Genomic DNA, 21,447 nt, shown 5'->3' on the forward strand with positions numbered 1-21,447 from the left:
AATCTTAACCGAAATTTTGCATAAAAGGAAAAATTTTAATTATATAAAAACCAACAGCTTGCAATTGATTTGTTAAAATTAATATTCCTGTAATTAAAAGAATAATTCCACCAACTTTAGATATTAAATTTATGTTTTTCTTAAAATTTTTTGAAAATAATAAAAATTTTTGAATTAAATAACCTGATAAAACAAAAGGTATTGCAAGACCGATGGAGTAGAAGCTTAATAAAATAATAGCTTTCGACAAAGTTTCTTCAATAGAAGCTAAAGCTAATATTGATCCTAGAATTGGTCCAATACATGGTGTCCATCCAAAACCAAAAGCTAATCCTATTGTATAAGGAAATAAAATATTTTGTGATTTTTTTGCCTCAAATCTTTTCTCTAAATTAAGATATCCAATGTTAATTAGCCCGATCAATTGTAAAGAAAAAATTATTATTACAATTCCTGCAATTATTCTTAAAGTTTCAGAATTTTGCAAAAGTGTTTGACCCAAAAAAGATGCTGATGCTCCTAAAATGATAAATACGGTTGAAAAACCAAAACAAAATAAAATTAAAGGGAGTATATTTATTTTTTTTGATTTTAAAATTTCCTGTAATGACTGACCAGAGATAAAAGAAACATACCCAGGTATCAAAGGTAAAACACAAGGAGATAAAAAACTAATAAGTCCAGCTCCAAAAGCTATTAACAATTCAATCATTTATCCTGTATTTTTCATTGCCGCAGATATTCCAGCTATAGATGTCATTAACGCATCATCTAGAAATTTTTTATCTAATTTTTTATATTTTTTATTATTAAGTTTATTCATAACATTAGCCTGCAATATATTTAACATTTCTGTATAATTATTTCTTATAAATAATGCTTTTCTAAATTCTTTTCTCTCTTTAATTACTTCTTTTGGGGTAATTTTATTGTGTAATTCAACTAATGCTTTGAATTGAAATCTCAATTTTTTACCAATTCTTCTTAATGCCTTGTCTGCTAAATTATTTTCATAAATAATTGAAATTTCTGGGTCTACTTTTGAAATAACCATGTCTAATATATCCATTGTTGAGATAAAATAGGGCCAGTTTTTTTCCATATCAGTTAATGTTTTGGAATATTTTTTAATTGATCCATATCTTAGTGCTTCAGTGGTTCCTAACCAAGCAGGTAACATTAATCGAATTTGAGTCCATGCAAAAACCCACGGGATAGCTCTTAGACCTTGAATATTATCAATATTTTTTCTTTTGGTAGGTCTTGATCCAATTGCAAGCTTACCAAGTGATTTGTGTGGAGTAACAGTTTTAAAATATCTAATAAAATCTTCACTTTGATTAAGGTTTTTTCTGTAAGCTGATGTTGAAATTTCTGACATTTTTTCAATTAGATTTCTCCAATTTTTTTTAGATTTTGGTGGAGGGTTTAATGAAGCATCCATTACAGCTCCTATATAACTACAAAGATTATATTCTGCTAATGGCTTGTATCCGTACTTTTGTTGAATAACCTCTCCTTGATCAGTAATTCTAATTTTTCCATTAACAGTATTTGACGGTTGAGATTTTAGTGTTGCTTGAATGGGGCCACCACCTCTGCCTGCAGAACCGCCTCTACCATGAAAAAATACTAAGTCGATCTTGTATTTTTTTGCAAGGTTTCTAAGTTCTTCTTGAAGCTTATATTGATGCCAACTTGCAGATAATTTTCCCGCATCTTTACTAGAGTCTGAATAACCAATCATTACCTCTTGTTGGTTTTTAATAAGTTTTCGATACCATGGTAATTTAAAAAGGTTTTCCATTACACTTTTAGCATTTTTTAAATCATCCAAAGTTTCAAAAAGAGGTACAACTCTTAATAGTTCATTAGCTTGAGTTTGTTTTTGTAAAAAATAAACCGCTAAAATATCTGATGCCTTTGAAGTCATTGATATCACATAAGCACCGAGACATTGAGGAGGTTCATTTGATATTTGTTCAAAAGTATCCCAAACTTCTTTGTTTTCTTTATTTCTAATATTTAATTTTTTCAAAAAATATTTTTTTTGTTTAATTAAAGAATTAAGATAATTAATTTTTTTATCTTCACTAAAATCAGAAAAATTAATCTTAAATTTATTTTTTAATATTTCATTTAACAATTGGTCATGTCTAGATGACTCCTGTCTAATATCAAGTTTAGCTAAATTAATACCAAAGCATCTCACTCTTCTTATTAAATCTAACAAATCAGAATTAGCTATATACTGTGAATTATTTGAATTTAATGACTCTCTTATATCTCTGAGTGGTTTTAAAATTTCGTTTTTATCTTTTAATAATTTACTTTCATCAAGTCGTTCATTTTTGTTTAAATGATTTTCAATTGCTTGATGAGTAGTCCTAATTTTATCTCTGATTGGTCTTAAATAAACCCTATAAGGTTCGAAAGTTTTGCCCGTTACTTTTCTAATTTTAGAAGAGCATTCTTTCATGGATAAATCTTGTATTAATTTAGTTAATTCTTTTTCATATAATTTTGCTGCTTGCCATCTAGAAAAAAGGATTGCTTTTTTTGTTACTTTAGCTGTGACATTTGGATTTCCATCTCTATCTCCCCCCATCCATGAGCCAAATTGAATGGGATTAAAACCTCTTGGCAAATCTTTTTTTAAATTTTTTCTAAAGATATCATTTAGTCTTTTATAAACTTTAGGAATTGTATCCCATAAGCTATCTTCTATAATAGCTAACCCCCATTTTGCTTCATCTAATGGAGATGGTTTTGATCTTTTGAGCTCATCTGTTTTCCAAATTATTGTAATTTGTGTATAAATTTGTCTGTCTATCTCTGTAATTTTTGTGGGATATCTTTTATATAAATGTCTTTGCTCCATTAAATCGATTAAATTTGCATATTTTTGAATTAATGTTCTTCTTTTAACTTCAGTTGGATGAGCAGTGAGAACAATGCCAATATTCAAATTTTTAGCTTGTTCATATACCTCATTATTAGTAATTTTTTTATTCTTAAAAAGCCCTTCAATTATGTCTTCAATAAATAAATTTTGATTTTTATTTTTAAAATAAGGATTGTTGTACTCATTAAGTTTTCTAGATGCATCAAGGGACTCAGCCAGATTCATTAAATTTAATATGTGTAAAAATGCTCTTGTGATTTTAAATGTTTGTTCAGGTGAAAATTTTTTGATTTTATTTGAAATCTTTAAAAAAATTTTACTCTTTTGTTTGTCCAATAACGTGTCTTTAGATAACAATCTAAGACTTTCTACTATTTTAAAAAATATTTCTCCTTCTTGATCCTTGATTACTTTACCAAGAATTGTACCTAAAAATCTAATATCCTCTCTTAAAAGTTTAGTTGGAATTCGCTCGTAATAAAGATCTCTTTTTTTCATTACTGAATATAAATTTTTTTTGTAAAATTCCTTTCATGTTAGTTTTTACACTAAAAAGGAATCCTGAGTATCTATATTTTAGCAAATCTGCTTTGCTCATACCTTTTGTGGCTGTAGTGATAAAAATTTCACTATTATTATGTCCTCCAAATGCACAATTTGTAATATTTTTTGCAGGCAAATTTATTTTATGTATTAATTTAGCATTTTTGTTAAATACCGAGACACAAGCACCAGAAAAATGTGCAACCCAGAGATTTTTATATTTATCCAATGTCATACCATCTGGAGAACCATCTTTTATTAAAAATCTCTTAAATATTTTTTTTCTAATAATGTTGTTCTTTTTATCAATTTTTATTTTATAGATTATTTTTTTTGAGCTATCAGTATGGTAAAAATTATATTCATCAATAAATGCAGGTCCATTTGTAATTCTATAATTCTTATCCACTTTTATTAAATTCAAACCTTTATCTAATTTATAAAGTGAGCCTTTTTCAATTTTTCTTTCAAGATTGTCCATGGTACCAAACCATAAATTTCCTTTTGGATCAGTTTTACCATCATTAATTCTATTTAATTTTATATCCTTTTCTATTAAAATACTTTTGATAATTTTTTTGGTTTCAATATTTTGAATTCTTAATTCTCCTTGAAGACCTAAAATAAAAATATTACCTTTAACATGGGCCAAAAAACCGATTTCTTTATTAACTTTATATTTTTTCTTTTTGTTATTTTTTATATTTAAAGAAAAAAAAATTTTCTTTTTAATATCTACAAAATAAATTGAGTTGTGTTCTTTGACCCATAAAGTTCCTTCACCCAATTTACATCTTAACTTCCAAAGTACTTCAGGTACTGAAGTTTTAATTTTATTCATTGATTTCAAATTCTTTAATAAAGTCATTATTTGGTGTTACACCAATACCTGCATTGTCTGTAACGGTAGCCAATCCTTTATTTTGTTTTACTTGATCTAATATTGAAAAACTTTCTGTTGGTAGATCGGTAATAAAAACATTTTTTTCTGTCGTATCAAACTCCAGCATTGCTTTTGATGGAAATAATCCTCCTGGCATATCAGGTTGGGCTGTTAACAAATGAAGATTAGTTGCAATACTTACCGCTGATCCCCATACATGATTTATAACAGGAATAAAGTTAGCTTGTGCTAGCGCTGATATTTTTAAATATTCTGTGATTCCACCTAAACCACAAACCTCTGGCTGAGCTATATCTATGCATTTGTTTTTTATTAATTCATTCCAGCCATATTTTGTAAATTCTGCTTCTCCTCCAGCAATATTAGTATTTATTTTATGTTTTAATTCTTTATATCCCTCATAATCTTCAGGTGCTACAGGTTCTTCAAACCAAAATATATCAAGTTCATCCAGTCCTCTTCCAACATATAATGCATCGTTTAAATTATAGGCATGATTGGCATCTACCATTAACTTAAAATCTATACCAATTTCTTCTCTAACCGCTTGAACTAATTTCAAGTCATCTTTTGGACCTAGTCCAACTTTCATTTTCATTGCTTTAAAGTTTTTGGATTTGATTTGTTTTGCTTCTTCCTTGAAAAGCTCAACCAATTCATTAACTGATTTATTTTGCAGCATCATCCCATAACCATATACTGGTATTTGGTTATTACATTTGCCACCAATTAATTGATAAAGTGGCATATTTGTTTTTTTTCCTAAAATATCCCATAGAGCGATATCAACACCAGACAATGCCTGAATTGGCATCCCTTTTTGCCCACTATCTCTTAAAAGGTTATAAACTTTATGCCAAATGTGCTCTTTATTTAATGGATCTTCACCAATGATTAATGGTTGAATAACTTTTTCAACGATAAACTTGTTAGCTAATGCAATGTTGCCAGGTCCGAAACATTCACCCCAACCTGTAATTCCTTCATCTGTTTGTACCTCAACAAGATGGGCAGTTCTGTGTTTATAGTATTGTTGTGAATATCCTAGTTCTTTTTCTAACTCATATTTAAGTACATGACTTTTAATAAAAGTTATTTTCACAATTTATTATATCGCAACTACTTTCGAATTTTGCTCACCTAAGTTTTCTATTGATAATTTCATTGTATCTCCAGCTTTCAAAAATTGCTGAGGTTTCATTCCCATTCCAACCCCTGGAGGTGTTCCAGTAGTTATTATATCGCCAGGTTGTAACGACATAAATTTACTAACATAAGATACAATCACATTTACGTTAAAAATCATTGTACTTGTATTACCTGTTTGCATTCTGTTACCATTAACATCTAAGCTCATTTTTAAATTATTGATATCTGATATTTCATCTTTTGTGACAAGATATGGTCCAATAGGTCCATAAGTATCATGAGATTTTCCTTTTACCCATTGACCCATTTTTTCAATTTGCCATTCTCTTTCACTAACATCGTTAACTAAACAATATCCTAAAATATGATCTTGAGCTTTATCTTCTGAAATGTGTTTTGTTTCTTTTCCAATCACAATTCCAAGTTCAACTTCCCAATCTAATTTTTTTGATCCTGAAACTATTTCAACATCATCATTAGGTCCAGTTATACAACTGGTTGCCTTCATAAACATTATAGGTTCTGATGGAACTTCTGCTCCAGTTTCAGCGGCATGATCAGAATAATTAAGACCTATTGCTACAAATTTACCTGGTTTTGTAATACATGAGCCAACTCTTTCACTTGAAGATAGTTCTGGTAACGAAGATAAATCTACACTTTGTAATTTTGATATAGTTTTAAGATTTACATGATCAGGATTTAAATCTTTAACATGTGAACTTAAATCTCTAAATTTACCCTCTTTATCTAATGCTGCGGGTTTTTCATTTCCTTTTGGTCCTATTCTTAATAATTTCATAACTTTCCTTTTTTTTATTAATTAAATTGAAATTCCACCATCAACAGAAATGGTAGTTCCTGTTGTAAATGTTGCATCATCACCAGCTAAATAAACAGCTACAGCTGCAATTTCTTCTGCAGTTCCTAATCTTCCCATGGGTTGTCTAGCTATAAAATCTTTTTTGGCTTGAACTGGATCTGGGCTTTGATTAACTCTATCCTGCCAAGAGGGTGAAAATACTGTTCCTGGTGCTATTGAATTACATCTTATATTTTGCTTAACAAAATCGGCTGCTATTGATTTAGTTAAACCAATTACTGCTCCTTTTGTAGTACCATATACAAATCTATTGGGAAATCCTTTTAAACTTGAAGCGCAAGATGAAACATTAATTATACTCCCACCGTTTTGCTTAACCATTAAAGGTAAAATTGCTTTACACATTTGGTACATAGATTTGACATTTACATCAAAAGAAAAATTCCAGTCTTTTTCTTCACATTCAAGAATGCTTCCATGATGAACAAATCCTACCGCATTGAATAAAACATCTACTTTGTCCAATGTTTTTAAAAATTCTAAAATTGCTTCGTTATTTGTTGAGTCTAATGTTTGAACATTAATATTAGGATATTCTTTATTTAAATCAGCTAAGGTTTTATCGTTTAAATCTGTTGCTGTAACACTTGCCCCTTCATTATGAAAAGCAATTGCAGTTGCTTTTCCAATTCCCTGGCCAGCTGCTGTTACTATAATTTTTTTGCCTTCTAATCTACCGCTCATTTTTTATTTATCCTTTCAATTTCTTTATAAAGGGAACTATGGTCTGTTTCTCCATGTCCATTTTCAACAAGAGTTTTATACATTTCTTTAACTAAATTTGAAATAGGTAAATGAGTATCATGGCTATTTGCACACTCTAAAATATTATTCATATCTTTTAAATGAACTGAAGTTCGACCTTTAGGAGTAAAATCTTTATCAATCATTCTCTTTCCATGTGTTTGAAGAATTTTACTATCTGCCCAACCACCTGATAAGGCTTTGATCATTTTATCTGGATTTGCTCCTGCTTTTTCACAAAGAGTTATAGCTTCTGCGACTGCTCCAATAGTTAATCCAACTATAATTTGATTTGCTAATTTAGAAACTTGTCCACTTCCCACTGGACCTACTAAAGTTGGATTACCCATAGCTTTTAAAACATCGTGAGCTTCATTAAAAACATTTTGTTCACCACCCACCATTATTGCTAATGAAGCCTCCTCTGCTCCAATTGTTCCACCTGAAACAGGTGAATCTAAATAATTTATATTTTTAGATTTAAAATTATTTCCGTGTTTGGTTGCTGTGGTTGGTTTAACTGAGCTCATATCAATAACTGTCGCACTTGATTTTAAATTTTTTAAAAAATTAGAACTATCCATTACTTCATTAATTGCCGTATCATCAGTAAGCATAGTGATTACAACATCACTATTACTTACAACATCCTCAATAGAAGTTGTAATTTCTGCACCAAATTCCTTTAGAGGTTCGGCTTTGTTTTGAGATCTATTAAATGCTTTTAAATTATAACCAGCTTTCAATAAGTTTTTTGCCATAGGGAGACCCATTAGGCCTATTCCGATAAAACCAATTTTTTTCATTATTTAGTAGGTTTAAACTCGTGAAAATTTTGTGTCGTAAATTCTGGAAAGAACATCACACACGCTAAAACAATCAATTGAATTACTATGAAAGGACCAAATCCTCTAAAAATATCTGTCAATGAAATATGTGGTGGCGTAACAGATTTTAAATAAAAAGCAGCTGGTCCAAATGGTGGGCTTAAAAAAGATACCTGCATATTTACACAAAATAATATTCCAAACCAAATAGGATCAAAACCAAGCGCAAGAACTATAGGTAAAAATACAGGCATTGCTAATAAAACAATCCCTACCCAATCCATAAATGCTCCTAATATTAAAAACATTATTTGCATCATAAAGATTAGATACATAGGTTTTAAATCGTAGCCCAATATTGTTTCAGCAACATATGTTGGACCACCTGCTAAAGAATAGGCTCCAGCTAATGTAGTTGCACCAAATGTTATTGTTAAAATTGTTCCAGAAGCTTTAAAAGTTCTAACTAATGCATCTTTAAATAAAAACCATGTTAATTCTCTTCTAAAAAAAATTATGATTAATGTTGCAACAACACCCATTCCTGCTGCTTCAGTAATTCCTGTTATACCAGAATAAATCGAACCCAAAACAATTACCACTATTCCAATTGGAGGCAAAAGACCTGGAAGATATGACATCTTCTCTTTTAGTGTTAATGAAGGTTCATCACTCAATGGTGCTAAATGTGGTTGTAATCTTGTTCGAACTAGAATGTAGGTAATTATTAAACCTGAAATCATTAAACCTGGAACTATTGCTTCCTGAAATAACATTGTAATTGAAGTTTGGGTTGTTAAACCATAAATAATTAAAACAATTGACGGAGGTATCATTGTTCCTAAAGAACCTGATGCACAAATAATTCCAATAGACATATCTTGGTCATATTTAAGTCTCAACATCTGAGGTAATGCAATCAATCCTAATAGAACTATTTCTCCTCCAATAATTCCACTCATCGCAGCCATAATTGTTGCCATGATAGCTGTTACAACACCAACACCTCCTCTAGTTTTTCTTAACCATGCATTTAAAGCATCATATAAATCTCTAGCTATGTTCGAGCGCTCTAGTAAGGAAGCCATAAATATAAATAAAGGAACTGATAAAAAAGAATAAGTTACAACAAGTGAATAATATCTTGAAAGCAGAATACCCATTGCATGTTCACCAATATTTACAAATACAATAACTGCAGCCATAAAACCTGATGCAAAACCAAGTGGAACTCCAATAGCAATAAGTAATAGCAGTCCAAATATGACGATTAATGATAGTGTTCCTATATCCATTTTATTTTAAATCTTTTGAAGGGTCGTATTGTTTTTCTTTTGGGTTTTTCCAATCAATAATTAAATTATTCACTGTTTGAACAGCAATAAGGAATACACAAATCAGTGTAAGTGGTTTCATAGTTGCAGGAATTGGTGGGTCCCAAAATGTTGCAAATCTTTCCCATGTTGTGAATGATCTATGAGCATCTTCCCAACCACCATAAATTACAGCAGAAGCAAATAGAACAATTACAATAGCACTTATTAAATCAAAAATTCTTTGAGTTGGTCTTTCTACATAATCATACAACATCACAATTCTTATGTGGCTTCTAAGTCTTGTAGCATATATTCCACCAACCAAATAAATAACTCCTGCTAACCACAAACATAGTTCATTTACCCACATAGTTGGTTTTTCCATAATATATCTCATAAAAATTTCATACATCATTACAATTACAATGACTGGGATTAAATATTTAATTGTATGACTTATAAATAAAGTAATTCTATCTATCCAATTGATTGGAAAATCATCTTTGCTTGCAACTTTTTCAGTTTGTTCTTGTAAAGATTTATCAAGCATAATTTTTAAATTTTAAAAAAAGAAGGGCCTTTTCAGGCCCTTCAAGATTTTATTGTATGCCTATAATTATAGGATACCGTTAGCTTTCATGTAAGCTGTGTGCATCTCTATAAGTTGAGCAGCCTCAGAAGATTTAGTCTTCCAAGTTTCCCAAGCTTTTAATGCAGACTTTCTAAATTTAGCTCTCTCTGATGGAGCCCAGTCATGAAGAGTAACACCTTGAGCATTTAAAATTTTAACTGCTTCAGCATTTTTTCTTTCAACTAAGCTAGTGATAGTTCTACCAGCAATTTCTATTCCAGCTTTCATAGCACCTCTTTCGTGAGCTTTTAGTTTTTTCCAAACTTTAGTATTACAAGCTAAGTGGTCAGCTGGCATAGAGTGGAAACCAGGGTATGTAGCATATTTATTTTGCTCATAGTGTCCACCAGCTGTGTTGGTTGCTAAACTAGAGTAGTCAGCACCATCAATCAGACCAGTTTGTAAAGCAGTTGGAACTTCACCAAAATCCATTACGATTGGTTTAGCACCTAGATCTGCAAAAATCATACTTTCCATTCCTGGAGGTGATCTAAATTTAAAGTCTTTGATAGAAGCTACATCTGGAATTGGAACACTTGAAATAAGTGACTCATGTCCAGGTATCCACCAACCAATAAGTGTCATTCCATATTTATTATATAATGCATCAACAGCATCTTGAGCTCCAGGGAACTTTAAGAAATCGTATTGTTGATAAGGGTTGTCGTATCCACCCATTACATCACCTGCAAATTGGAATGCTGCATTCTTACCAGTTTGGTAACCAGCACCAGTCATATCACAGTCAATAATTCCAGTTTGTGCAGAGTTAAATACCTCAGCAGATTTTCCTGAAACTGAAGATGAATAAAACATTTCAACTTTCAAGCTTCCACCAGAAAACATTTCTACATTTTTAGCGAATTGAGCAGCAACCTCACCATTTGGTGAATTAGCAGTAAAGTGAGTTTCAATCTTTAAAGTCTTTGCGTTAACAGATCCTAATAAAGCAACTGAAACAACAGCTACCGCAGCTATAGTCTTTGTTATTAATTTTAACATTATCTTCCTCTCGGTTATGTTTTTAATAATGGAACTTAATCACATTTGTTTTTTAATTACAAATAAAACGCGAATAAAGTGTGTATAGATATTATATATATTAACTAAATAAACAACTTTAAGTTGTATTAGACTACTTCAGAAATAAGTGGTCTATTTTCAAAAAAACAAAAGATATTATCAACTGCCATCATGCTCATAGCCAAACGAGTTTCATGAGTAGCACTTCCAACATGAGGTAAAACAAAACAATTATTCAATTTCATATATCTTTCATCTAAATTAGGTTCATTATTAAAAACATCTAAACCAGCAGCATAAATTTTATTATTTTGTAAAGCATCTATCAATACATCATCATCTATTGTAGATCCTCTTGAAGTGTTGATAACAACGGCATGTTTTGGCAACAAACTAATTGTTGATGCATTTAAAATATGTTTTGTTTCAGCAGTAGCAGGAGTATGGATACTTACAAAATCACATTCAGGCATCATTGATTTGACATCAGAAAAATATTTTGCTCCATCTTCCAGATCTTCAGAAAGTTTATTTCTATTATAATAAATTATTTTCATTCCAAATGCTTTTGCACATTTTGCAGCCATTCTACCAATTCGACCCATACCTATTATGCCAAGAGTTTTTCCTGTAACAGAATTTCCTATCATAAATTTAGTAAGGTCAGGTTTTTGATCTTTCCATGTTCCAGATCTTACAAGATTGTAAGCTTCACCTATCCTTCTCGATGCAGCTAAAATCAAAAGAATTGTTGTTTCAGCAACGGCTTCATTTAATACATTTGGCGTATTGGTAACTTTAATTTTTTTACTTTCAGCAGATTTAACAGAAATATTGTCATAGCCCACTCCAACCTGAGCAATAATTTTTAATTTACCATTTAGATCTTTAAAAAACTCTTCATCAATTTTATCAAACCCTGTTGAAATAAATCCATCATACTCATTGGCCATCTTGATAAGATCAGTATTTGGAATTGGCTCATCTTTTAAATTAAGAGTTACATCAAAATTTGTCTTTAATTTTTCTTCCGCTCCATCTGATAATTTTCTTGTGACTAGTATTTTTGGTTTCATATCAATGAGAATTTCTTGGTATACCTTTTTTAGTAGCTACATCTAAATACTGAGATCTAGACTTAATGCAAGCTCCATCTTCAAGTTGACCAACTGTATTTCTAAAAATTTCTTGCCATGGTGTTTGGTTGTCAATTTTTAAAAGCTTCTTTTTTTTTCTTCTTTTTTTGAATTCTGATTGTGAAATTAATAAATCCACTCTTCTTTTATTAAGATCAATTGTCATTTTATCTCCAGTTCTAACAATAGCTAAATCGCCACCTACAGCAGATTCTGGTGAAACGTGAAGAATAGATGGGCTTTCTGAAGTGCCACTTTGCCTTCCGTCTCCAAGCGTCGGTAATGCATTAATGCCTTGTTTTAATAACTTATCCGGTGGTTGCATATTAACTACTTCTGCGGCACCTGGGTAACCTACAGGTCCACACCCTCTAATAATTAATATTGATTTTTCATCTATCTTTAATTTTTTACTATTAATTCTTTTGTGATAATCCTCTGGTCCTTCAAACACTACCGCTTTACCAGTAAAAACATTAGGTTTTTTAGGATCTGATAGAAATCTTTCTCTAAATTCTTTGCTGATAACAGATGTTTTCATCACAGCTGTCGAAAAAAAATTACTTTTCATAACCAAAAATCCTGCTTTTTCTGTTAAGCATTCTTTGAAAGTTTTGATTACACTTCTATCAACATCTATTTTTCTTTTTAAATTTTGACCAACATTTTTTCCTGATACTGTCATTATGTTTGTATGAATTTTTTTATGTTTCATCAATTCTTTCATAACAGCAGGAATTCCACCAGCTCTATAAAAACTTTCCATTAAATATTCACCAGCTGGTTGACAGTTGGCAAGCAATGGAATTGCATGTCCTAATTTTTGCCAATTAGATAAATCAAATTTAATTCCCATGTGTTTTGCAATAGCGATTAAATGTGTTGTACAATTACTTGATGCACCTATTGCACTTGCAACTACAACTGCATTTTCAAACGCTTTACGTGTCATAATTTTAGAGGGTTTTAAATCTTCATGGACCATTCCAACAATTCTTTTTCCTGTTTCAAAAGAAATTTGCTCTCTTTCTCTGTAAGGTGCAGGTATAACCGCACACCCTGTTAAAGACATTCCTAAAGCTTCGGCAACTGAATTCATTGAAGAAGCTGTTCCCATTGTATTACAATGACCTATGCTTGGAGCAGAAGCGGATACCATATCCATAAACTCGTCATAATTAATTTTTCCTTTTGACAACAATCTTCTTGCTTCCCATATAACGGTTCCTGATCCAGATAACTTACCTTTGTAAACACCATCTAACATTGGTCCACCTGATAAAACAATTGCTGGAATATTTACAGTTGCTGCTGCCATTAAAGCTGCTGGAGTAGTCTTATCACAACCAGTTGTTAATATTACTCCATCAATTGGATATCCATAAAGTATCTCAACCAAAGAAAGATAAGATAAATTTCTATCTAACATTGCAGTTGGTCTTTTTCCTGTTTCTTGAATTGGATGGGTAGGAAACTCCATTGGAATACCACCTGCTCTTCTTATTCCATCCTTTATTCTTTTACTTAAAGACTGAAAATGTCTATTGCATGGTGTTAAATCACTTCCCGATTGAGCTATACCAATTATAGGATTGCCTGATTGAAGCTCTTTTCTTGTTAATCCATAATTAAGATAACGCTCTAGATATATAGCAGTTTGCTCAGGATCTTTTGGGTTATCAAACCACTGCTGACTTCTTAAATTCTTTTTTTTCATAGTAACAATGTAATAAAATTATTATGGCTTGTTTAAAGTAATATTTATATAATAAAAATGTGAATAATCTAATAGTTTTAAACCAAAATGACAATGTTGGTGTAAGTCAATTTATAATTCCCGAAAAAACTAAAATAGAAGGGCATGATATTAGCACAATAGATCCAATTCCATTTGGCCACAAAGTTTGCTTAAAATCTATAAATAAAGGTGACCCAATAATAAAATATGATCAAATAATAGGTTTTGCTTTAAACAACATAAGACCAGGTGAACATGTTCATTCACATAATTTAGAATTTAGAGAATTTAAAAGAGATTTTAAAGTAACTAATAAAAAGAATATTATTAATGAAAAAGCAGATACTTTTTTTAATGGTATTTTAAGAGATAATGGCGATGTAGCCACTAGAAATTATATTGGAATTGTAAGTACTGTTAATTGTTCTGCAACAGTAACTAAAATGATTGTAGAAAGAATAAAATATTCAAATATTTTAAAAGATTATCCAAATATTGATGGCATAGTTCCTATTACTCATTCTACTGGATGTGGAATGAATACTGAAAGTGAAGGTATGCAAATCTTTCAAAGAACAATTGATGGATTTAAAAATCATCCAAACTTTTCACATGTTTTTGTAATAGGTTTGGGGTGCGAGTGTGCCCAAGTAAGTTTGTTTGACGAGTCATTAAAAAAACATAAAAGAATTCACTTCTTAACTATTCAAGATGAAGGTGGAACAAAAAAGATTGTTGAAAAAGTATTATCTCAAATTAAAAACTTGCTAACTGAAGCAAATAAAGTTGAAAGAACATCGCAATCAGTAAATCATTTAACGCTTGCTTTGCAATGTGGGGGATCTGATGGATATTCAGGAATTACAGCAAATCCAGCATTAGGTGTTGCTGCAGATCTTTTAGTTAAAAAAGGAGGAAGCTCAATATTATCTGAAACACCTGAAATATATGGGGCTGAACACTTACTGATTAATAGAGCTAACTCACAAGAAACAGCAGATAAATTAATAAAAAGGATTGAATGGTGGAAAAATTATACTTCAATCAATAATAGTTCGATGGACAATAATCCTGCGCCTGGAAATAAAAAAGGAGGTTTGACTACTATTTTAGAAAAATCTTTAGGAGCTGTTGCTAAAGGAGGCAATTCTATACTTCAAGATGTTTTGATGTATGCAGAGCCTCTTAAAAATAGAGGTTTTAACTTTATGGACTCTCCAGGTTATGATCCTGTATCCATAACAGGTCAAGTTGCATCAGGAGCAAATGTAATTTGCTTTACAACAGGTAGAGGTTCTTGTTTTGGATGTAAACCAGTTCCAAGTTTAAAACTTTCAACTAATTCAACCATGTATGAAAAAATGTCAGAAGATATGGACATCAACTGTGGGACGATTGCCGAGGGTAAAGAAAAAATAGAAGAAGTAGGACAAAAAATATTTGAACTAATAGTAAACACAGCATCAGGAAATAAATCAAAAAGTGAGATCAACGGCTACGGTGACGAGGAATTTAATCCTTGGCAAGTAGGCGTGGTGATGTAATAGAGATCTTCATTGTGCCTCAACAACCCCCCTTATTTAACGTAATTTTACTAGCTGCTGGTGGATTTTTTATGTTTGTCTGCATGGATTCTACAGCAAAATATCTTGGTACTGTGATGCCTGTTACTCAAGCAATTTGGGGGAGATTTTTTTTTCACTTAGTGTCTCTAATTATATTTTTTTTAATTTTTAAACCAAAAGTAAATTTAAAAAAAAATTTTAAACTTCAAATAATAAGATCTTTATTGATGGTGACTGCCACAACATTCATGTTCTATTCTTTACAAAAATTTGACTTAGTAGATATATATGTTGTTTTTTTTTCTGCACCTTTAATAGTTTCGTTGCTATCTGCATATTTTTTAAAAGATATATTATCTTTAAAGGGAATAATGTTAATGCTTCTGAGTTTTGGTTCAATTATCTACTCATTAGGGCCGAGTATGAAAATATTTAGTTTAGACTTAATTTTTCCTATTGTGCCACCGATTTGCTGGGCTCTTTATCAATTTTTTACAAAAGTTGTATCTTCTGATAATGAACCTTTTGCATCAATTTTTTATACATCAATTTTAGGAGCAATTATTTTTAGTATTTTTATATCTTTTAATTGGGTGCCGTTAGAAAAAAATATTTATTGGCTTTATTTAGTGTTACTGGGTACCGCAGGATTTGTAAGTCATTCATTAATAATTTATGCAATACAATTATCTAACTTATCATTTGTTACAAATTTTCAATATTCACAATTAATTTGGTCTACAATTGTAAATTTCCTAATTTTTGGTGTACCTTTTGACTATAATAAAATTGTAGGTGTAATTGGAATTATTATATTTGGGCTGTTATTTATTCGTACAGAAGGCAACAAGGATAAGGTTAAAGTCTAACCTTTTTTCCAAACTTTGCACTTTTTGTTATTGCTGCAAAAATTTTAAGTGAAATCAAACCATCATTACCATTAACTTTTGGTTGAATCTTTTTACTTATTACGTCAGCAAAATGGTCTATTTGGTTAATAAGAGTATTATCATCTTTTTTATTAATATCTTCTTTTACCAATATATTTTTCCACCAACTTCTTTCTTTTTTGTAAAACCAATTTTTTAAATTTGGGAATTGTAAAGATCCCTTGGTTCCACCAATCATATAAGCTGACTGATTAGTTGTCGGATAGGCAGGATTTTCACCTGCAGTTAGTTCATAGCTCCAAGGAGCAACAATAGTATCAGAAATATTAAGAGTACATAATACACCAGATTTAAAAACTAAACTAACTGTTGCTGTATCTTCTACTTTAAATTTTCTATTTTTATTTGTGGTAAAGGCTTGAACATATTGAACTGGACCCAATAGATAACAAATCATATCAATATCATGGACAAGATTAATCCCTAAAGGACCCCCGCCTTTACTTGTTCTCCATTTTTCTTTGTAATATTCTTTATGTTTATAAAGCCAGCACAAAACATTTGCAGATACAATTTTGCCCAATTTTCCAGAAGAAATAATGTCTTTTACTTTAGATACAATTGAATTGTGTCTTCTATGATATCCAATCAATAAAGGTGTTTTGTTCTTTTTTGAACTATCAATAATCTTCTTGGCAGATTTAATATTATCTGAGATTGGTTTTTCTAACAAAACAGGTATTTTTTTTTTCAAGAAACTCACTGTATGTTTCTCATGTAATTGATTGGGTGTTGAAACAATTACGGCATCTAAATTTTTAGATTTTAAAACTTCTTCAACACTAGAGTAAAGAGGAATTTTAAATTTTTTAGATAGGTTGGTTGCGTTTTTACTAATATCAACAATTGAGTGCAGTTTTGCTTTTTTTGATTTTGATATAGCTTTAATATGTTGAAGACCCATTAAACCAGTACCAACGATAGATATATTAATTTTTTTTTTCATGTTCTTAACTAACTTTAATTTTTGTAAAATGTTTATACAGTTTATTTGGTTTTATTAAAGTGCTTGGAAAATTTTTTCTATTTGGAGTATCTGGATAATATTGAGTCTCAAGACAAATCCCTTGGTAAGGAAATAATTTTTTTTTATATTTAAGACTTTGACTTGTGTATAGTTGGACACCAGGTAAACTTGAATAAATATCAAGTTTAATTTTACTATAATCATTTTTTAATGATGCTACAAAATTATTATGATTTTTATTAACACAAAATGTCAAATCAAAACCAGACTGATTAATTGTATTGGAAATTTTTTTAATATTATTGCTAGTAATTAATTTAATTTTTTCTCCCAAATTTTCATAATATTTAAAATCATTAATTGTTTTCTTGATTCTCTTTATTTTTCCAGTTGGTATCAATTTTTTATTTACTACTAGATACTTATCTGAATTTATTTTTAATTTATGATTAAAAATATTATTATTTTTTTTATAATTAAGATTCCAGTAACTATGATTAGTCAAATTAACATGAGTAGATTGATCTGAGATATATTCATATCTAATATTTAAAATTTTATCCTCAAGTTCATATATACATTTAATATCTAAATTACCTGGAAATCCTTGATCTAAATGTTTAGATTTAAGTTTATAAACAATCTTGTTCTTAGTTTGTTTATTCTTTTTCCAAATAAATCTATCAAAACCCTTTTTCCCTCCATGAAGAGTATTAATTCCTTCATTTTTATTTAGATAATATTTTTGTTTATCAATTTGAAACTTTGAACCAGCAATTCTACCTGCAAATCTCCCACATGTTGCTCCTACATACAAACTTTTGTATTTGTAACTGCCTATTGAGCCTAAATTTAGAATTAAATTAGTTTTTTTTTTCTTATGAAAAACTTCATAAAGAGTAGCGCCAAGATTGATTGTTTTTATTCTTAAAAATTTATTTTCAATGACAGAACTTTTTATTTTCACTCAGCTATTATAGCCAACCTTTGTCCACAATATAAGATTGATTAGTACAACCCGAAGATTGTTCTGATGAAAAAAACAATACTGCTTGAGCAAGTTCATGAGGCATTAATTTTTCTTTTAAACACTGCCTTTTCATCAACTCCTTTTCAGACTCATCATTCAACCACAAATCTATCTGTCTCTGTGTCATTACCCATCCGGGTACAACCGAGTTTACTCTAATATTAAACTCTCCTAAATCTCTTGCAAAAGATCTTGATAATCCAACTACTCCGGACTTTGCTGCTGTATAGGCGGCCATGCCTCCCTGACCTACCATCCATGATGTTGACCCCATATTAATGATTGCCCCACCACCATTGTCTATCATTGATTTTTTAACAGACTGAACAGTGAAGAAAAAATGTCTTAAATTTACATTCATTCTTTCATTCCAATATTCTTCAGTTACATCATCAATTTTATGTCTAGTGTCATTAGCAGCATTATTAATCAAAATATCTATTGGTCCCTTATTGCTAATAATGTCAGCTATAGTCTTTTGAAGCTCTTTAATATTTAGAAGGTCACATTTAATAAATATTGGTAAGCTATAATTTTTATTTTTTATATCTTCAATTAATTTTTTTGATTCATCTTCATTAATATCTATAAAATAAACTTCAGATCCTTGCTCACAAAAATGCTCAACAATTGAAGCTCCTATCCCTGATCCTCCACCTGTTATAAACACTCTTTTATTTTCTAAATCGTAATATTTTACTTTCATTATAACTCCAATTCTTTGGCAAGATCACCAATTTCAGCTCCACCTGCCATCAATCTTTTTACTTCTTCATTACCAAGTTCTGAAGATAATCCTGAACCAATTACCTCTCCCAAGCTTAAGAAAGTAAATCGATCAGCTATAAGGCGTGCATGAATTTCGTTGTGCGTAATAAGTATAATTGCAATATTTCCAAAATTTTGAACTTTTTTTATTGTTTTTAAAACTTCCATTTGCTGCTTTTGACCTAATGCTGATGTAGGTTCGTCTAATATTAATATCTTTGCGCCAAAATAAATTGCTCTTGCAATAGCCAAAGTTTGTCTTTGTCCACCTGACATTGTTCCAACTGGTTGATTGGGGTTTGAAATATTAATTCCAATTTTAGACATTTCTTCTGTTGTTACTCTATCCATCTCATCCATTTGTAATAAACCAAATGCGCCAGGTCCTTTTTTTATTTCACGTCCAAGAAAAAAATTTCTTGTTACTGAAGTTAGAGCGTTGAGTGCTAAATCTTGGTAAACTGTTCCAATACCTGCGTCAGATGCTTGACGTGGTGAAGTAAAATTAACAATTTCTCCATCAACTTTTATTTCTCCACTTGTCATAGGATGAACCCCAGATAACACCTTAATTAAAGTTGACTTCCCAGCTCCATTGTCACCTAAAAGAGCGTGAACTTCACCCGGATAAACATCTAATGAAACACCATTTAAAGCTGTAAATGCTCCAAATTTTTTAACTAAATTTTTTATTTCAATTAATGGTTTTTTATCCATTAGATATTCCCCATAATTCGTTTCCTAATGTTCTCATTTGTAAAGGCAGCAGTCACAAGAACCGCTCCAAGGAACACCCTATAGAATGATCCATCAATTCCAGGAATATAAAAGAAGGCTTCTTTTGCTATACCAAAAATAATTGTGCCTAAGATAATTCCACCTATTGTTCCAAAACCTCCTGTTAGCACAACACCACCAATAACTGCTGCAGCAATTGCTTCTAATTCTTTTAAATTACCTTTAGCTGTATCCGCAGTATTAACTTCAAATACTTGACATGCAGCAAACATAGTTGCGCAAAATGCAGTATTCACAAATAATGCAATCTTAACTTTGTTTGTTGGCACACCATTAGCCTTTGCGGCATTAAGATTTCCTCCAGTTGAATAAATCCAGTTACCTGCTTGAGTTTTACTCAAAATAAAATAACAAATAAAAGCAATAAGTCCCCAAATCATTAAAGCAGAATACATTCCTTTAGCAAAAATGTTACCAAAGTTATTTACATTCCAATCTACTGTATAATATAACCAATTAAATACTGGTTCCATAATATCACCTCCAAAGAAATTGGCTACTGGTCTTGCAGTAACTATGGTGTCGATGTAAGCTTTTGCTATATCAATATCAGTAACCACTTTTGCCGTAACTGCAGGAACATCAACTCCAGCTTCAATTTTCTTTGTCAAAATTTCTACCATTGAATCATTGCCAGATTTTTTTGCACCAGCTAAAGATTTTTCTAAGGTTTCAATCATTTTTGTTGAATTTATTTCAGTTTTCAAAGTTGCGACTTTTTCATTAATATATGAAAGTCTTTCAGTTAATTTTGCAACAGTGCTTGCTGGCACGTTGCTTAGAATTTCTAATAATTGGTCATTTGGTAAAGCTTTAGCTGCATCTCTTTCCATTTCTCCAAGACCTGGTACATTTATAATATTTTTGATATCTGGCAAATCAGTAACAGTTGTTGATCCAGCAGTTTGATCAGGAGCTCTATTAAATGCTCTATATGATACTTCTGTTAGACCTCGTAAAAAGAAAAGTCCACCCAGTGTAACAATAAAAGAAGATATACCACTTTTTACAATTACCCACCCCTGAATCCATCCAAAGGATAGAGTCATACATAACGTAATTAATATTGCTAATAATGGTGAGACATCTCTAATTTCAAATAATTGAAACCCCTCAAAATGGAAACCTCCTACAAAAGATACATAAGGAATAACAACAGCAAAACCCCATTTTAATATCATTGCCATACAACCACCAGCAAAACCAATCATTGAGCCAACTGAAAGATCAAATTCACCTGCAATAATTAACATCCCAGCAGCAAGTGCTACGATTCCTAATTGAGCAATTACCCTAAAATTATTTCTAATCCCTAAGGCGTTAAATCCTTCACCAGAAAAAGGGTTAAGAGAAAATTCTCCTTCTGGAATAGAGAAGTATCCCAACATACAAAAAAGTAAGATCATCACCCCCAAAGGCCCAATCTCTGGGCGAGCCAGTAATGCAGAGTACCATTTTTTTTCACCTTGTCGGTCTGACTCTTGTCTTGGTTTGTTTGTTGTTGATGTATTCATTTTTAAAAAAGGTTTTTTTAATTTTATAAAAAAAAAGGGCCGATTAAATAATCGAC

General features: G+C 30.7%; 19 protein-coding genes. 2 read left to right on the plus strand and 17 right to left on the minus strand.

Features of this window, described 5'->3' with window-relative positions:
* Positions 1-4: 4 nt before the first annotated feature.
* From ACIJYC_RS04560 to ACIJYC_RS04615, 12 genes are all read right to left on the minus strand, one after another.
* Positions 5-712, minus strand: coding sequence for a cytochrome c biogenesis CcdA family protein (locus tag ACIJYC_RS04560; protein ID WP_435087477.1), 708 nt, complete (start codon positions 710-712; stop codon positions 5-7).
* Complete coding sequence (gene ppc, locus ACIJYC_RS04565; protein WP_435164893.1) at positions 713-3,403, minus strand: phosphoenolpyruvate carboxylase; 2,691 nt, start codon at positions 3,401-3,403, stop codon at positions 713-715.
* A complete protein-coding gene (locus ACIJYC_RS04570; protein ID WP_435164896.1) occupies positions 3,363-4,289 on the minus strand; it encodes an SMP-30/gluconolactonase/LRE family protein in 927 nt (308 codons plus the stop codon). The genes ppc and ACIJYC_RS04570 overlap by 41 nt, the downstream gene beginning before the upstream one ends.
* On the minus strand, positions 4,282-5,454 hold the full coding sequence (locus tag ACIJYC_RS04575; protein WP_435164899.1) for a mandelate racemase/muconate lactonizing enzyme family protein: 1,173 nt from the start codon (positions 5,452-5,454) through the stop codon (positions 4,282-4,284). The genes ACIJYC_RS04570 and ACIJYC_RS04575 overlap by 8 nt, the downstream gene beginning before the upstream one ends.
* Before the next feature lie 6 nt (positions 5,455-5,460).
* The gene (locus tag ACIJYC_RS04580) at positions 5,461-6,303 is read right to left on the minus strand and encodes a fumarylacetoacetate hydrolase family protein (RefSeq protein ID WP_435164902.1); all 843 of its coding nucleotides are present in this window, start codon (positions 6,301-6,303) and stop codon (positions 5,461-5,463) included.
* A 21-nt stretch (positions 6,304-6,324) separates the two neighbouring features.
* Positions 6,325-7,068, minus strand: a complete 744-nt coding sequence (locus ACIJYC_RS04585) for an SDR family oxidoreductase (RefSeq protein ID WP_435164905.1) — start codon at positions 7,066-7,068, stop codon at positions 6,325-6,327.
* On the minus strand, positions 7,065-7,934 hold the full coding sequence (locus ACIJYC_RS04590) for an NAD(P)-dependent oxidoreductase (RefSeq protein WP_435164908.1): 870 nt from the start codon (positions 7,932-7,934) through the stop codon (positions 7,065-7,067). The genes ACIJYC_RS04585 and ACIJYC_RS04590 overlap by 4 nt, the downstream gene beginning before the upstream one ends.
* Positions 7,934-9,250, minus strand: coding sequence for a TRAP transporter large permease (locus ACIJYC_RS04595; protein WP_435115534.1), 1,317 nt, complete (start codon positions 9,248-9,250; stop codon positions 7,934-7,936). The genes ACIJYC_RS04590 and ACIJYC_RS04595 overlap by 1 nt, the downstream gene beginning before the upstream one ends.
* A 1-nt stretch (position 9,251) precedes the next feature.
* Positions 9,252-9,821: a TRAP transporter small permease subunit gene (locus ACIJYC_RS04600; RefSeq protein WP_435115536.1), complete on the minus strand. Its 570-nt coding sequence runs from the start codon at positions 9,819-9,821 to the stop codon at positions 9,252-9,254.
* A 66-nt stretch (positions 9,822-9,887) separates the two neighbouring features.
* The gene (gene dctP / locus ACIJYC_RS04605) at positions 9,888-10,904 is read right to left on the minus strand and encodes a TRAP transporter substrate-binding protein DctP (protein ID WP_435115538.1); all 1,017 of its coding nucleotides are present in this window, start codon (positions 10,902-10,904) and stop codon (positions 9,888-9,890) included.
* Between the two features lie 128 nt (positions 10,905-11,032).
* Positions 11,033-12,001 (minus strand): 2-hydroxyacid dehydrogenase, encoded by a 969-nt coding sequence (locus ACIJYC_RS04610; protein WP_435164911.1) that lies wholly within the window; start codon positions 11,999-12,001, stop codon positions 11,033-11,035.
* A 1-nt stretch (position 12,002) separates the two neighbouring features.
* Positions 12,003-13,778 carry an IlvD/Edd family dehydratase gene (locus ACIJYC_RS04615; protein ID WP_435164914.1) on the minus strand — a complete coding sequence of 592 codons (1,776 nt, stop codon included), beginning with the start codon at positions 13,776-13,778 and terminating at the stop codon, positions 12,003-12,005.
* Positions 13,779-13,837: 59 nt separating this feature from the next.
* Between ACIJYC_RS04615 and ACIJYC_RS04620 the strand changes: the two genes are divergently transcribed.
* Positions 13,838-15,343: a UxaA family hydrolase gene (locus tag ACIJYC_RS04620; RefSeq protein ID WP_435164917.1), complete on the plus strand. Its 1,506-nt coding sequence runs from the start codon at positions 13,838-13,840 to the stop codon at positions 15,341-15,343.
* Positions 15,344-15,357: 14 nt separating this feature from the next.
* Positions 15,358-16,233: a DMT family transporter gene (locus tag ACIJYC_RS04625; protein WP_435164920.1), complete on the plus strand. Its 876-nt coding sequence runs from the start codon at positions 15,358-15,360 to the stop codon at positions 16,231-16,233.
* Here the strand turns inward: ACIJYC_RS04625 and ACIJYC_RS04630 are convergent.
* From ACIJYC_RS04630 to ACIJYC_RS04650, 5 genes are read right to left on the minus strand one after another with little or no spacing between them, the layout of a single operon-like run.
* Positions 16,223-17,260, minus strand: a complete 1,038-nt coding sequence (locus ACIJYC_RS04630) for a Gfo/Idh/MocA family protein (protein ID WP_435164922.1) — start codon at positions 17,258-17,260, stop codon at positions 16,223-16,225. The two genes, ACIJYC_RS04625 and ACIJYC_RS04630, sit on opposite strands and share 11 nt — an antisense overlap.
* Positions 17,261-17,264: 4 nt before the next feature.
* Positions 17,265-18,248 (minus strand): aldose epimerase family protein, encoded by a 984-nt coding sequence (locus ACIJYC_RS04635; protein WP_435164925.1) that lies wholly within the window; start codon positions 18,246-18,248, stop codon positions 17,265-17,267.
* A gap of 7 nt (positions 18,249-18,255) precedes the next feature.
* Positions 18,256-19,017 (minus strand): SDR family NAD(P)-dependent oxidoreductase, encoded by a 762-nt coding sequence (locus tag ACIJYC_RS04640; RefSeq protein WP_435164928.1) that lies wholly within the window; start codon positions 19,015-19,017, stop codon positions 18,256-18,258.
* Positions 19,017-19,796, minus strand: a complete 780-nt coding sequence (locus tag ACIJYC_RS04645) for an ATP-binding cassette domain-containing protein (protein WP_435164931.1) — start codon at positions 19,794-19,796, stop codon at positions 19,017-19,019. The genes ACIJYC_RS04640 and ACIJYC_RS04645 overlap by 1 nt, the downstream gene beginning before the upstream one ends.
* Positions 19,796-21,391: an ABC transporter permease gene (locus ACIJYC_RS04650; protein ID WP_435164934.1), complete on the minus strand. Its 1,596-nt coding sequence runs from the start codon at positions 21,389-21,391 to the stop codon at positions 19,796-19,798. Before ACIJYC_RS04650 ends, ACIJYC_RS04645 begins: the two co-directional genes overlap by 1 nt.
* Between the last annotated feature and the right edge of the window lie 56 nt (positions 21,392-21,447).

This window comes from Candidatus Pelagibacter bacterium nBUS_28, assembly GCF_051200915.1.
Classification (GTDB): domain Bacteria; phylum Pseudomonadota; class Alphaproteobacteria; order Pelagibacterales; family Pelagibacteraceae; genus Pelagibacter.

What these genes read in the sequence shown, in the direction of transcription:
- ACIJYC_RS04580 (WP_435164902.1), bottom strand. Translation starts at nt 6,303, where the DNA reads ATGAAATTATTAAGAATAGGACCAAAAGGAAATGAAAAACCCGCAGCA.
- ppc (WP_435164893.1), bottom strand. Translation starts at nt 3,403, where the DNA reads ATGAAAAAAAGAGATCTTTATTACGAGCGAATTCCAACTAAACTTTTA.
- ACIJYC_RS04590 (WP_435164908.1), bottom strand. Translation starts at nt 7,934, where the DNA reads ATGAAAAAAATTGGTTTTATCGGAATAGGCCTAATGGGTCTCCCTATG.
- dctP (WP_435115538.1), bottom strand. Translation starts at nt 10,904, where the DNA reads ATGTTAAAATTAATAACAAAGACTATAGCTGCGGTAGCTGTTGTTTCA.
- ACIJYC_RS04630 (WP_435164922.1), bottom strand. Translation starts at nt 17,260, where the DNA reads ATGAAAAAAAAAATTAATATATCTATCGTTGGTACTGGTTTAATGGGT.
- ACIJYC_RS04640 (WP_435164928.1), bottom strand. Translation starts at nt 19,017, where the DNA reads ATGAAAGTAAAATATTACGATTTAGAAAATAAAAGAGTGTTTATAACA.
- ACIJYC_RS04650 (WP_435164934.1), bottom strand. Translation starts at nt 21,391, where the DNA reads ATGAATACATCAACAACAAACAAACCAAGACAAGAGTCAGACCGACAA.
- ACIJYC_RS04585 (WP_435164905.1), bottom strand. Translation starts at nt 7,068, where the DNA reads ATGAGCGGTAGATTAGAAGGCAAAAAAATTATAGTAACAGCAGCTGGC.
- ACIJYC_RS04570 (WP_435164896.1), bottom strand. Translation starts at nt 4,289, where the DNA reads ATGAATAAAATTAAAACTTCAGTACCTGAAGTACTTTGGAAGTTAAGA.
- ACIJYC_RS04615 (WP_435164914.1), bottom strand. Translation starts at nt 13,778, where the DNA reads ATGAAAAAAAAGAATTTAAGAAGTCAGCAGTGGTTTGATAACCCAAAA.
- ACIJYC_RS04560 (WP_435087477.1), bottom strand. Translation starts at nt 712, where the DNA reads ATGATTGAATTGTTAATAGCTTTTGGAGCTGGACTTATTAGTTTTTTA.
- ACIJYC_RS04595 (WP_435115534.1), bottom strand. Translation starts at nt 9,250, where the DNA reads ATGGATATAGGAACACTATCATTAATCGTCATATTTGGACTGCTATTA.
- ACIJYC_RS04645 (WP_435164931.1), bottom strand. Translation starts at nt 19,796, where the DNA reads ATGGATAAAAAACCATTAATTGAAATAAAAAATTTAGTTAAAAAATTT.
- ACIJYC_RS04610 (WP_435164911.1), bottom strand. Translation starts at nt 12,001, where the DNA reads ATGAAACCAAAAATACTAGTCACAAGAAAATTATCAGATGGAGCGGAA.
- ACIJYC_RS04600 (WP_435115536.1), bottom strand. Translation starts at nt 9,821, where the DNA reads ATGCTTGATAAATCTTTACAAGAACAAACTGAAAAAGTTGCAAGCAAA.